We start from the raw sequence: 12,504 nt of genomic DNA, 5'->3' as shown, positions 1-12,504 counted from the left end.
ACTCAACCTGATATCGCCGTGTTACACTGTGAAGAATAATAGGGGCATGCCTAGAGTATAAGGACAAATGACTTTACAGCAGTGGTGTTTTTCATTTAAAGGCCGTATTGGTCGGCGTGATTTCTGGCTCTGGATGGCGGTCTGGGTGGTTTTGATGGCGGTGGCTTTTACCTTGGCTAATTACCAGCTGGTGGCGATCCAGTCTGTTGCTTTTTTTATCGTGGTGCTACTGTGGCCAACGGCAGCAGTGTTGGTTAAACGGCTGCACGATCGTAACAAAACAGGATGGTGGGCTTTATTGTTGGTCTTGGCGTGGATGTTGGCGGTGGGTAATTGGCAGATACTCGCCCCCATATGGCAGTGGGGGATTGGACGATTCATTCCGACACTGATCATTGTAATGATGATGATCGATTTAGGCGCTTTTGTCGGTACTGAGGGCGATAACCGGTTCGGCCCGGAAGCCGAACCGGTCAAGTTCTGCTGATTACCAGTAATGTTCGCTGGTGATATGCCCTGGTTTTCGGCGCAAGTGTTTGCGCATTTGACGATGTTCTTTCAGCGTGTGTTGAGTGTCGCGAACCATCTGTGGGTTTCCGCACAACATCACGTGACTGGTTTCAGCATCAATGGTTAGGCCTACCGCTGTCTCCAATTGCCCGCTTTCAAGTAGAATCGGGATCCGTCCGGTCAACGACCCACCTACCGCTTCGCGGCTGACCACGGTTTGAATATGTAGCTTACCGTTATAGCGCTGTTGTAATTGCTGCATCAACGGTAGGTAGTTGAGATCTTGAACGTAGCGTGCCGCGTGAACCAGAACCAGATTGTTAAACCGTTCCAGATCCTTACCTTCTTGCAGAATTGAGAGGTAGGGGCCGATCGCGGTGCCAGTCGCAAGCATCCATAACGTGTCGCAATTCGGCACTTCTTCCAGCACAAAGAATCCTGCGGCTTCCTTAGTGATCATCACTTCAGAGCCCGGTTTTAACTCTCGAAGCTGTGGGCTGAGTTTTCCCTCTGGCACGGTAACTAGGTAAAACTCTAGCTCAGGATTGCCGGGTGCATTGACGTAAGAGTAAGCACGTTGAATACGTTCTCCATCGATTTCCAGCGCCAGCTTGGCAAATTGCCCGGCTGTAAAATTGTCGATCGGGGCATTGACGATGATGCTGAACAGCCTGTCTGTCCAGTGTTGTACTCGTACCACTTTGCCACTAACCCATTCAGCCATACTTTTAATGCTCCCGTGGTTGAATCAAAAAAGCACAATGTCGTGAGCCGGACGTTGCATGTATGGTGCGTTCTATCCGGTAACCATTGCCAAAAATAGGGTATGCGCTGCTCCCAACAATATTCCGTCACTCTCCGACCTATCGCCTTTCAAGATGTAAGGGCTGCATTACTGGGTTCGCGGAGAGCCAGGTTTACTCGTAACAAACCAATTCACATAGTTTAAAAGATTTCAGATGTTAGCGGACATCTTTAGGCGATTATGCCCTGATATTGGCCAATAAAATCCAGGGTCTTTAACGATGCACCTTTCATAAACCAAATCCCTGCGCGGTATTCTATTTCAAGTTGATGAAAGCTATTATCGATTAAATGCTAAATTTAACCCCATGAAAGTCTGACGGTTTTGAGTTTTTTCCGTTATGCGTACACTTTAATTTACGTGGCTGGTTGCGATTACTGCCAGCATTAAGGTTGGCGATTTCAGCTCGAAACTCGCTAAAAAAAGCAGATTTGTTAGCTTATTTTACCAAAGAGGTGCGTCTTGAGTGTACGAGCCATAGATGCGTGCTGTGATGGTTAAATACGTTAGCGAAGACAATGAGAGAAATTAATAACTTTCACCTATTGGTGATGCTGATCCTGTTGATTGCCGTAGGTCAGATGGCACAAACCATTTATGTTCCCACTATTGCGGATATTGCCCGCGATCTTTCAGTACAAAACGGTGCTGTACAACGTGTCATGGCGGCTTACCTGATGACTTACGGTTTCTCGCAATTATTCTATGGGCCACTATCTGATCGTATTGGTCGCCGCCCGGTGATCCTGGCCGGTATGATGATTTTTATGCTGGGAGCGCTGGGTGCATTACTATCCACCAGCTTGGCGCTGTTGGTTGCGGCAAGTGCCATTCAGGGCATGGGCACCGGCGTGGCAGGCGTGATGGCTAGGACTATGCCGCGCGATTTATATTCTGGTACGGCACTGCGCTACGCAAACAGTGTGTTGAATATGGGGATACTGGTCAGCCCACTATTGGCCCCGATTATTGGGGGGATGCTGGCGATGGCGTTCGGTTGGAGAGCGTGCTATGCCTTCTTGTTTGTGTTATGTGCAGGCGTTGCATTTGCTATGTACCGTCGGCTACCAGAAACCCGACCGCAGCAAACAGAAAAACGTTTTATGCTTTCCTGCTTTCGTCAACTGTTAGCAGATGGCACCTTCAGTTGCTATCTAGTAATGCTGGTTGGCGCACTGGCAGGGATTGCGGTATTTGAAGCCAGTTGTGGCGTTTTGATGGGGGGCGTGTTGGGGTTGAGTGGATTTACAGTGAGTATCCTGTTTATCTTGCCGATCCCACTCGCGTTTTTCGGTGCATGGTATGCAGGCAGAGATGGAAAATCGTTTCACACTTTGATGTGGCACTCAGTACTCAGTTGCCTGTTAGCTGGTGTGATGATGTGGCTCCCCGGTTGGTTCGGCATAATGAACATTTGGACGCTGATTGTGCCTGCGGCACTATTTTTCTTTGGCGCCGGTATGTTATTTCCATTAGCGACGACGGGTGCTATGGAGCCGTTCCCTTATCTGGCGGGTGCCGCAGGTGCGTTGGTGGGCGGCATGCAGAACTTAGGGTCTGGTCTGGCGACCTGGGCTTCCGCCATGTTGCCACAAACCGGGCAATTCAGCCTTGGTTTGCTGATGTTTGCTATGGCATTGTTGATCTTGCTGTGTTGGTGGCCATTATCCAGCCGTATGCAGCACCAAGGGTACCGTGTTTGAGCAAAAACGGGGCTCAGAATGCCGAGCCCTTGTGACTTACAGCAGAAATTCGTGCAATGAGACGTCTTTACGGTCCAGATAATGGGTTGAGCGGATGCGGCGAATGGTGCGCGACTTACCACGAATCAGTAGCGTTTCGGTGGTGGCCATATTGCCCTTGCGGCTAATACCTTCCAGCAGATCCCCTTTGGTGATGCCTGTCGCTGCAAAGATGACGTTGTCGTTGCGTGCCATTTGGCCCAGTGTTAACACTTCTCCGGTTTTGATGCCCATTTGTTTACACCGTGCCAACTCGTTTTCGCCGATGCGGCGGTTTTCTTGGTTGTCTCCCTTTACCTGATGCCGTGGAAGCAGGCGTGCCTGCATGTCGCCATCCAGAGCTCGGATAACGGCGGCGGATATCACGCCTTCTGGCGCGCCACCAATACCATACATCACATCCACCTCGCTTTCAGGCATGCAGGTCAGGATTGAAGCTGCGACATCGCCGTCGGGAATGGCAAAAACTTTCACTCCGAGTTGCTGCATTTGCGCAATCACCGCGTCGTGACGAGGTTTTGCCAGTGTGATCACGGTAAGTTCGGTTAATGGTTTACCCAGAGAGTTGGCGATGTTGGTCAGGTTGGTGGCCAGTGGTAAGTTGAGATCGATAACGCCATGTGCTTGTGGACCAACGACCAGTTTTTCCATGTACATGTCGGGCGCATGCAGGAAGGTACCGCGATCGCCCACGGCCAATACTGCCAGTGCGTTAGATTGGCCCATTGCCGTCATCCGTGTGCCCTCGATCGGGTCAACGGCAATATCCACCGCATCCCCCTGCCCGGTTCCGACTTTTTCACCAATATACAGCATGGGGGCTTCATCGATTTCACCTTCGCCGATCACGATACGGCCATCGATATCCACTTTGTTAAGCATAATGCGCATGGCATTGACGGCAGCCCCGTCGGCGGCGTTTTTATCACCACGCCCTAGCCATTTATAGCCGGCCAGCGCGGCGGCTTCGGTAACACGGGAAAACTCGATGGCTAATTCACGTTTCATAGCAAACCTGTCTGAGGGAAAGGGGAGCAAGTTATACCTAAAGGATCTTGAATTGCAGCCAGCAATGGTGTGACTTGAAGAACCTAAAGTGGATAAAGTTTATCACAGTGCGATGAGCGCAGGGGGAGGCAAAAAAAGCGCCGCCAATCAGGCAGCGCGTGCTTGGTGTGAAACCGCAAGGTCGTTTACTCGTGATCTTCCCAAGCTTGTGCGCGGGTGACGGCTTTCTTCCAACCATCATAGCGGAAATTACGCTCGGTTGTTTCGATGCCAGGACGGAATTCACGCTCAATGTTGGCTTTGCTTTTCACTTCATCCAAATCGTTCCAATAACCCACCGCGAGCCCTGCTAGGTAGGCGGCCCCTAGAGCCGTTACTTCCCGCACTTCGGGGCGCTCTACACGGGTTCCCAGAATGTCGGACTGGAACTGCATCAGGAAGTTATTGGCAACAGCGCCACCATCTACTCGCAGCGATTGCAAGCGGGTATTAGCATCGGCCTGCATAGCATCCAATACATCGCGGGTCTGATAGGCGATGGACTCCAAAGTGGCACGGATAATGTGGTTACTGTTCACGCCGCGAGTCAGGCCAAAAATGGCACCACGGGCATATGGGTCCCAGTATGGTGCGCCCAGGCCGGTAAAAGCGGGAACCACGTACACACCGTTGCTGTCTTTTACCTTGGTGGCAAAGTATTCAGAATCGGTTGCGTCGCTGATCAGTTTCAGCTCATCGCGTAACCACTGGATAGATGCGCCGCCAATAAACACTGCACCTTCCAGCGCATAATTGACTTCACCACGAGGGCCACAGGCAATAGTGGTCAGCAGACCATGGTTGGAGCGTACCGCTTCATTACCGGTGTTCATCAACAGGAAGCAGCCTGTGCCATAGGTATTTTTTGCCATACCTGGTTGCACACAGAGTTGGCCATATAACGCCGCTTGTTGGTCACCGGCAATCCCCGCGATGGGAATACGTGTACCGCCTTTGCCCCCAATGTTGGTCTGCCCATAAATTTCAGAGGATGGACGAACTTTTGGCAGCATGGCTCGTGGGATATCCAGCTTTTCAAGCATCTGTTCGTCCCAATCCAACTTATGGATGTTGAACAGCATGGTACGTGAGGCGTTGGTATAATCGGTCACATGCACACGCCCTTGAGTCATTTTCCAAACTAGCCAAGTATCTACTGTACCGAACAGCAGTTCTCCGCGTTTGGCACGTTCGCGGGCACCTTCAACATGATCGAGGATCCATTTGACTTTTGTTCCCGAGAAGTAAGGATCAACCACCAAGCCGGTATTATGGCGGATATACTCCTCCATGCCATCGCGCTTGAGTTTTTCGCAGATTTCTGCAGTGCGGCGGCACTGCCAGACGATGGCGTTATAAACGGGTTTACCGGTTTCTTTTTCCCAAACGATAGTTGTTTCGCGCTGGTTGGTAATGCCAATACCAGCGATTTGATCAGAACTGATGTCGGCTTTGGCCAGTACTTCAACCAACGTTGAACTTTGTGATGACCAAATTTCCATGGGATCGTGTTCCACCCAGCCTGCTTTGGGGTAGATTTGCGTAAATTCACGTTGTGAAACCGCAACAATGTTTGCATCGTGGTCGAGCACAACGGCACGTGAACTGGTAGTTCCCTGATCGAGAGCAACAATATATTTCTTTTCGGTTGTCATATTTTAATCCTGCTGTTGTAAACCGTTAAAACGGGGTATCAATCACGCTTCACGTTGTTCTGGGGGGGATGTGGGCTGCTCTTCTTCTGCACAGACATCACAGGGCAATTGGCTGCCTATCAGTGCACGGTAGCCAAAAGCCCCTAGGCCAGCACCAACAATTGGGCCGAAGATGGGTACCAGAAAGTAAGGAATATCACGTGCACCAGTAAAGGCAACGTTTCCCCAACCTGCCAGACAGGCGAACAGCTTCGGTCCAAAATCACGTGCTGGGTTCATTGCAAAGCCAGTTAATGGTCCCATGGATGCACCGATAACGGCAATCAGAATACCGATTAACAAGGGGGCCAGAGGACCACGGGGAATACCGTTACCATCGTCGGTTAACGCCAAGATCAGGCACATCAGGATGGCGGTGATCACGGTTTCTACCAGGAAGGCCTGGCCGACAGAAATATGGGCGTTCGGATAAGTAGAGAAAATCCCGGCTAACTCGAGGCTTTCGTTGCTGCCACGAACCATCTGGTGTGTAGTTTCAAAATCTACGAACAGGCTATAGTACAATCCATAAACCAAAGCCGCGGCACAGAATGCACCGGCAATTTGCGCCACAATATAAGGCAGTACTTTGCGCCCATCAAAGCAAGCAAACAGCCACAACGCAACGGTCACTGCTGGATTAAGGTGCGCACCGGAAACAGCAGCCGTCAAGTAAATGGCCATGGCAACACCAAGTCCCCAAATGATGCTGATTTCCCACTGACCAAAACTGGCCCCTGCCAATTTAAGCGCGGCAACACAACCTACGCCAAAGAATATCAATAGACCAGTGCCGAGAAATTCCGCTATGCACTGTCCTTTTAAGGTGGGATGGGTGATTTGGCTCATAATGTCATTGTCCTGCAGACGACGGTTATAGTCTTATACCTTAGACGGGTATATAGGCTCGGCTAAGGGTACTGTTAATTCCATATCGTCCAGTTATCAGTTATCAGTTGAATGCGAGGTGTGAATTTATCGTTAGCGAACATAAACGAGAAATAGCGAAATCAAAATGTGTGTGCCTCGTCATAAAATTGAGCGAATTCGAGTGGGCAAGCGTTCTTTTTGTACCAATAAACGGGTCATGTATTCAATGAGTGTACTGCTACATAGTCTGGCGTATACAAAAGGGTGTTTAAAACCAGCCTGAATACCTGAAGAGAACACAGAGCATGGGTGCTATTTTTATTGCGGAGCAACATATTGAATACTTGACCCAATAAACGATGATTTAAGCCACCATCTGACAGCCATTTATTAACTATCCCATCAGTGCGCAAGGAGATTTTCGATTTTTACTGATGGTTACAGCATGAAAATTGCAACAGACTACACGTTGGACCGGTATGTCGCTAGACACTGAGAGGCAGGCTACTTACAATCGTCTCTATCTAGAGAGCGTTTTATCAAGACAAGCGTACTTTCTCTATACACTAGGGATTTCAAGTAGCAGGTAGACGGTAACTGAATGAAACCCCAGGAGCTTGGTAAAAACGGCTGGGGGAGAAGGCTGTTAATACCGTTGTCACTTGAAGGCAATAGGGAGAAAAGCGCGTGTCACTTGGCGCGAGCATATTCGCAGTAGCTACAACGTGTGTTGTGGCGCTACTTATGGATGTACGCCTTGCTATCATGAGGGGACTGAAGAATGTCATTTGAAGTATTTGAAAAACTGGAAGCAAAAGTTCAGCAGGCGATCGATACCATCACGTTACTGCAGATGGAAATTGAAGAGCTAAAAGAGAAAAATAATACTCTGTCTCAAGAAGTTCAGAACGCATCAGCAAATCATGAATCGCTGGTGCGCGAAAATCAGCAATTGAAAGAAGAACAGCACCTCTGGCAAGAACGCTTGCGCGCATTGCTGGGCAAAATGGAAGAAGTTTGATCTTCTATTCGCTGTGATCGCAAAGGGCGCGGAAGCGCCCTTTGTCATATTCCGCGATTACTCGATGTCGAGTGGGTATTCAGAAAGGATAATGCCGGTATTGTCGGCATACAGGTGATCGCCAGAGAAGAAGGTGACGCCACCGAAATTAACGCGAATATCACTTTCGCCGATGCCATCACTGGATGCACCTACCGGTATCGCTGCCATCGCTTGAATGCCGATATCCAGCTCTTCCAGATCGTCCACCTGGCGGACAGCACCGTAAACGACAATACCTTCCCACTCATTTTGAGTTGCCAAGCGAGCCAATTCCGCGTTGATGAGTGCACGGCGCACAGAACCACCACCATCGATCAGCAATACACGGCCTCGGCCATTTTCTTCGAGCAGTTCAAACAACAGGCCGTTATCCTCGAAGCATTTCACCGTTGTGATCTGCCCGCCAAATGAAGTACGCCCGCCAAAATTAGAGAACAGAGGCTCAACTACGTTGACCTCTTCCTGATAGATATCGCAGAGTTCGGAAGTATCGTATTTCATAGGATTTTACGTCTGTTTGCCGCTGGTGTAATCAGTATATCCCTTTATCCGCCCTGTTGGCAAAATCATCAATGCAAGGAAGGATATCCAAGCGATTGCAAGATTCAGGCAGGTGGTAAGAGTCTCTTACATCACCTTCAAAGTATTAGCGTTTATACGGGCTTCACAACGGTGTTGTTCATCGCTTAATTTTGCCCATCGAACCGCGTGTTTCCCGCCTTTGCGCCAGCGATGCTGGCGTGTAATCAAGGGATTCAGCCTAGCTGAGTACTACGCCAATAGCGAATAACACATTGGCCAGTAATGCCGCTTTTACCATATGTTCCAGCATTGGCCGCATACCGATGGCCGTTTGGTCTCGCAACACTCGCAGAGCATGCCGGAAAAGTAGCGGGGTGGCCAAAAGAAACAACCAGCCCCAGAGGCTGTGAAGATTAAGCAGGGTGAACAGAGCGAAGCACACCACGGCGGCGCTCAACAGAAATGCGTGATAATAGCGCCCATTCTTTGGGCCAAGGCGAACCACCAGGGTATGCTTTCCGTTGTCTCGATCGCTTTCGATGTCGCGCAGATTATTAATATTCAAAACCGCAGTGGCTAACAGACCACATGCTGTTGCTGGCAGCATGATGATGGTGTCAAAGGTATGGGTTTGCAAATAGTAACTCCCCGCCACACTGAGCCAACCAAAAAAGACCAGCACCGACATGTCACCTAACCCCATATAACCATAAGGTTTGGCACCAACGGTATAGGTTATAGCCGCAATAATCGCCAATCCACCCAACACCAGGAAACCAACAACATCGCTGGGTTTTTCACAGGCAACGGCTATCAGCCAACAGCCGGAAATGGTGATGAGGAGCACCATTAGCATCATTGCTCGTTTCATCTGGCTCTGTGTAATCATGCCTTTTTGCATGCCACGCAATGGGCCGATACGGTCTTCTTTATCGCTACCTTTCACTGCGTCGCCGTAGTCATTAGCTAGATTGGAAAGGATCTGCAACAGACCCGCAGTGATTAGAGCCAACGCTGCCACACTTGGCTTCAGACTACCTTGCCACGCAGCAATAGCTGAACCCACGAAGATAGAGGCAAAGGCCAATGGTAGGGTCCGCGGTCGTAAACTTTCCAGCCAGGCTCGAGCTGGGGTGGTGGGGGTTGATAGGCTCATTTTTCGCTTCAGTAAGTCAAAAAGACGGTGTCCATCAAAAAAACAAATGTGGGAGGCTTTGCCTCCCACATAGATAACTGACAGGACAGTGATAGAGCGATTATAAGATGAAACGGCTCAGATCTTCATCTGCTACCAGTTCATCCAGATGATTGCGCACGTAATCGGCGTCAATTGTAATGGATTGGCCGCTAATTTCACTCGCATCGTAGGATATATCTTCCATCAGGCGTTCCAGTACGGTATGCAGGCGGCGTGCGCCAATGTTTTCGGTGCGTTCGTTAACCTGCCATGCTGCCTCGGCGATACGGCGGATACCATCGGTGGTGAAATCAATGGAGACGCCTTCGGTTGCCATTAACGCCTTGTACTGTTCGCTCAGCGATGCACTCGGTTCTGTCAGAATGCGTTCAAAATCTTCTGTTGTCAGCGCTTGCAGCTCCACACGGATCGGCAGACGGCCTTGTAGCTCTGGGATCAAGTCTGAAGGGCTGGCAGTCTGGAAAGCGCCAGAGGCAATAAACAGAATGTGATCGGTTTTTACCATTCCGTGCTTGGTAGAAACCGTACACCCTTCCACCAAGGGCAACAGATCACGCTGAACACCTTCGCGAGAAACGTCCGGGCCAGAACTTTGACCACTACGCTTACAGATTTTATCGATCTCATCGATGAACACGATGCCGTGCTGTTCAACGGCTTCTACAGCCTGTTCTTTCAGCTCTTCCGGGTTGACCAGCTTGGCTGCTTCTTCTTCAACCAGCAGCTTGAAAGCCTCTTTGATCTTTAGCTTACGTGGTTTCTGTTTTTGTCCCCCCAGATTCTGGAACATCGATTGCAACTGGTTGGTCATCTCTTCCATGCCTGGAGGAGCCATGATTTCTACCCCAATCGGTGCCGCAGCCAGATCGATCTCGATTTCTTTATCATCCAGCTGACCTTCCCGCAGTTTCTTACGAAATGCCTGACGGGCGGCAGAAGGTTCTTGCTGCTCTTCTGGTTGGCCCCAGTTATTCTTGGCTGGTGGGATTAACACATCCAGAATGCGTTCTTCCGCCATTTCTTCTGCACGGGTACGGTTTTTTTCGATCGACTGCAAACGCACCATTTTCACGGCAGCATCTGTCAGATCGCGGATAATAGAGTCTACTTCTTTACCTACATAGCCCACTTCGGTGAACTTGGTAGCCTCTACTTTGATGAATGGGGCATTGGCTAGTTTGGCCAGGCGACGAGCAATCTCTGTTTTACCAACACCAGTAGGACCGATCATCAGGATATTTTTTGGCGTCACTTCGTGACGGAGCATCTCGTTGAGTTGCATCCGGCGCCAGCGGTTACGCAGGGCGATAGCGACAGCACGTTTGGCTTTGTTCTGGCCAATAATATAACTGTCCAGCTCACTGACGATCTCGCGCGGGGTCATTTCAGACATGGTATTCGATCCTTACGCTTTGGAAGGCAATTCTTCAATAGTGTGGAAATGGTTGGTGTAAATACAGATGTCACCTGCGATGCAGAGGGATTTCTCAACGATCTCACGGGCGCTTAATTCGGTATTTTCCAACAGTGCGCGGGCGGCAGATTGGGCATAAGGGCCGCCGGAACCGATAGCAATCAAATCATTTTCTGGCTGAACGACGTCGCCGTTACCGGTAATGATTAGCGAGGCATTTTCATCAGCCACTGCGAGCAGCGCTTCCAATTTGCGTAGCATGCGATCGGTACGCCAGTCTTTTGCCAGTTCAACAGCGGCTTTAACTAAATGGCCCTGATGCATTTCCAATTTGCGCTCGAATAATTCGAACAGGGTAAAAGCATCAGCCGTACCCCCAGCAAACCCGGCAATCACTTTGTCGTTATACAGGCGACGGACTTTTTTGACGTTGCCCTTCATTACCGTGTTGCCCAGTGTGGCTTGACCATCACCACCGATCACTACCTGACCGTTGCGGCGTACGCTTACAATTGTTGTCACGAGTAGACCCTCGTTGCAGACTTAAAAAGATCCCCGTAGCCTCCGGGGGGTAGTGGCTACGAGGCATATTGAGAGTATAGATGGGGGGGGATTAACGCTTTTCAACCCCCAATGGCTAGGGGAATGCAACTTGACATACCATTACCCTTCAGATGAGCTAAGGCTTTATCTGCAGCTGTACGGCTATTGTATGGGCCCAGCATAACGCGGTTCCAACCTCCACTTGAGGTGATGCGACTTTCGATGCCGCCAAATGCCAGCTGTGCCCTCACCGATTCAGCTTGTTCAGTTGCACGGAACGAACCACATTGCACCATCCATTTTTGTTTCTGTTCAGGTTTGGCCTCTTGTTTTGCAATTTCTGGTTTCACTTCTTGCTTTAGTTGTGACTTAACTTCTTTTTTGGGCTCAGGCTTAGTTTCTTGTCTTACTACAGGTTTTAACTCTGGTTTTGGTTCCACTTGCCGAATTGGTTCTGGTGGTGCGATCACCTGTGGTTTGGGTTGCGATACCGTTTGTTGATGCTGCTGAGAAGATACACCATTGTTGAACGGGTTGCGCGGTTGGGCTACCTGCTGCTGTGCCGGTGGTTGCTGCAATTGTTGTTGCATCGGCTGTTGACGGTCGCCTGCATTATGCGTCTGCTTGCTACTGTTATAAGGCACTTCAGACAGCTGCGTTGGGCGCTGTTGCATATCGGACTGCATTTGTTCCAGCAACTGGCGTTGTTCATCCGTCAACTGGGGTTTAGCAATGCTTTCACCCCCAGCATTTGGCTCGGTGGGTGACGGAATACTAATTTGGCGGTTTTCCAACTCTTTAATATAACGCCAGCGTTCTTCTGGCTTCGGTGGTAAACCGTTGCCTGAGCGACTGCTGTGTGTGGGTATGATTGTTTTATCATCTGGCTGGTGGTGCGTAATGAAATAGAGGCCACCGATAAACACAACCAAAATAGCAACCGCAAGCGTCACCATGGTTTTGGGTACCTGTGGCGAACTGCGTCTTTTACGGCTGGTGGTTTTACGCTGCGCGGCTTCTGAGCGCCCGCGGCCTACATAGTCTTTCTGTGCCACTATAATTCCGCTGTATCCTGATGGGGTTAAAAACCTATCCA

General features: G+C 49.9%; 12 protein-coding genes. 3 read left to right on the top strand and 9 right to left on the bottom strand.

Features of this window, described 5'->3' with window-relative positions; genetic code table 11:
* Nucleotides 1–67 precede the first annotated feature (67 nt).
* Entirely contained in the window at nucleotides 68–487 is a 420-nt protein-coding gene (locus tag OK023_RS17025; protein WP_317693825.1) for a DUF805 domain-containing protein, read from the top strand.
* Here the strand turns inward: OK023_RS17025 and fpr are convergent, their stop codons facing one another.
* On the bottom strand, nucleotides 488–1,234 hold the full coding sequence (fpr, locus tag OK023_RS17020; RefSeq protein ID WP_317693824.1) for a ferredoxin--NADP(+) reductase: 747 nt from the start codon (nucleotides 1,232–1,234) through the stop codon (nucleotides 488–490).
* 599 nt (nucleotides 1,235–1,833) lie between these two features.
* Here fpr and emrD point away from each other — a divergent pair.
* The gene (gene emrD / locus OK023_RS17015; RefSeq protein WP_317693823.1) at nucleotides 1,834–3,018 is read left to right on the top strand and encodes a multidrug efflux MFS transporter EmrD; all 1,185 of its coding nucleotides are present in this window, start codon (nucleotides 1,834–1,836) and stop codon (nucleotides 3,016–3,018) included.
* Nucleotides 3,019–3,054: 36 nt separating this feature from the next.
* Here emrD and glpX read toward each other — a convergent pair whose 3' ends face one another.
* The 3 genes from glpX to OK023_RS17000 all read right to left on the bottom strand — a co-directional run bounded on the left by glpX (nucleotide 3,055) and on the right by OK023_RS17000 (nucleotide 6,647).
* On the bottom strand, nucleotides 3,055–4,065 hold the full coding sequence (gene glpX, locus OK023_RS17010) for a class II fructose-bisphosphatase (RefSeq protein WP_317693822.1): 1,011 nt from the start codon (nucleotides 4,063–4,065) through the stop codon (nucleotides 3,055–3,057).
* Between the two features lie 185 nt (nucleotides 4,066–4,250).
* Entirely contained in the window at nucleotides 4,251–5,759 is a 1,509-nt protein-coding gene (gene glpK, locus OK023_RS17005; protein ID WP_317693821.1) for a glycerol kinase GlpK, read from the bottom strand.
* Between the two features lie 42 nt (nucleotides 5,760–5,801).
* Nucleotides 5,802–6,647, bottom strand: coding sequence for an MIP/aquaporin family protein (locus OK023_RS17000; RefSeq protein WP_317693820.1), 846 nt, complete (start codon nucleotides 6,645–6,647; stop codon nucleotides 5,802–5,804).
* An 802-nt stretch (nucleotides 6,648–7,449) separates the two neighbouring features.
* Here OK023_RS17000 and zapB point away from each other — a divergent pair.
* Nucleotides 7,450–7,689 (top strand): septal ring assembly protein ZapB, encoded by a 240-nt coding sequence (gene zapB, locus OK023_RS16995; RefSeq protein WP_317693819.1) that lies wholly within the window; start codon nucleotides 7,450–7,452, stop codon nucleotides 7,687–7,689.
* 57 nt (nucleotides 7,690–7,746) lie between these two features.
* On the opposite strand, the gene rraA is transcribed toward zapB, so the two are convergent.
* The 5 genes from rraA to ftsN form a co-directional block, all read right to left on the bottom strand.
* Nucleotides 7,747–8,232 carry a ribonuclease E activity regulator RraA gene (rraA, locus tag OK023_RS16990; protein WP_317693818.1) on the bottom strand — a complete coding sequence of 162 codons (486 nt, stop codon included), beginning with the start codon at nucleotides 8,230–8,232 and terminating at the stop codon, nucleotides 7,747–7,749.
* A 259-nt stretch (nucleotides 8,233–8,491) separates the two neighbouring features.
* On the bottom strand, nucleotides 8,492–9,409 hold the full coding sequence (locus tag OK023_RS16985; RefSeq protein ID WP_317693817.1) for a 1,4-dihydroxy-2-naphthoate polyprenyltransferase: 918 nt from the start codon (nucleotides 9,407–9,409) through the stop codon (nucleotides 8,492–8,494).
* Nucleotides 9,410–9,509: 100 nt separating this feature from the next.
* Nucleotides 9,510–10,844, bottom strand: coding sequence for an HslU--HslV peptidase ATPase subunit (gene hslU, locus OK023_RS16980; RefSeq protein WP_317693816.1), 1,335 nt, complete (start codon nucleotides 10,842–10,844; stop codon nucleotides 9,510–9,512).
* Nucleotides 10,845–10,856: 12 nt separating this feature from the next.
* Nucleotides 10,857–11,387 (bottom strand): ATP-dependent protease subunit HslV, encoded by a 531-nt coding sequence (gene hslV / locus OK023_RS16975; protein ID WP_317693815.1) that lies wholly within the window; start codon nucleotides 11,385–11,387, stop codon nucleotides 10,857–10,859.
* Nucleotides 11,388–11,488: 101 nt separating this feature from the next.
* The gene (gene ftsN / locus OK023_RS16970; protein ID WP_317693814.1) at nucleotides 11,489–12,463 is read right to left on the bottom strand and encodes a cell division protein FtsN; all 975 of its coding nucleotides are present in this window, start codon (nucleotides 12,461–12,463) and stop codon (nucleotides 11,489–11,491) included.
* Nucleotides 12,464–12,504 lie beyond the last annotated feature (41 nt).

Source organism: Serratia sp. UGAL515B_01 (assembly GCF_033095805.1).
Classification (GTDB): domain Bacteria; phylum Pseudomonadota; class Gammaproteobacteria; order Enterobacterales; family Enterobacteriaceae; genus Chania.
This window is presented reverse-complemented; position numbering and strand designations above follow the sequence as displayed.

Excerpts from the sequence above, each read along its gene's own strand:
- OK023_RS17025 (WP_317693825.1), top strand. The coding sequence starts at position 68 with ATGACTTTACAGCAGTGGTGTTTTTCATTTAAAGGCCGTATTGGTCGG.
- fpr (WP_317693824.1), bottom strand. The coding sequence starts at position 1,234 with ATGGCTGAATGGGTTAGTGGCAAAGTGGTACGAGTACAACACTGGACA.
- emrD (WP_317693823.1), top strand. The coding sequence starts at position 1,834 with ATGAGAGAAATTAATAACTTTCACCTATTGGTGATGCTGATCCTGTTG.
- glpX (WP_317693822.1), bottom strand. The coding sequence starts at position 4,065 with ATGAAACGTGAATTAGCCATCGAGTTTTCCCGTGTTACCGAAGCCGCC.
- glpK (WP_317693821.1), bottom strand. The coding sequence starts at position 5,759 with ATGACAACCGAAAAGAAATATATTGTTGCTCTCGATCAGGGAACTACC.
- OK023_RS17000 (WP_317693820.1), bottom strand. The coding sequence starts at position 6,647 with ATGAGCCAAATCACCCATCCCACCTTAAAAGGACAGTGCATAGCGGAA.
- zapB (WP_317693819.1), top strand. The coding sequence starts at position 7,450 with ATGTCATTTGAAGTATTTGAAAAACTGGAAGCAAAAGTTCAGCAGGCG.
- rraA (WP_317693818.1), bottom strand. The coding sequence starts at position 8,232 with ATGAAATACGATACTTCCGAACTCTGCGATATCTATCAGGAAGAGGTC.
- OK023_RS16985 (WP_317693817.1), bottom strand. The coding sequence starts at position 9,409 with ATGAGCCTATCAACCCCCACCACCCCAGCTCGAGCCTGGCTGGAAAGT.
- hslU (WP_317693816.1), bottom strand. The coding sequence starts at position 10,844 with ATGTCTGAAATGACCCCGCGCGAGATCGTCAGTGAGCTGGACAGTTAT.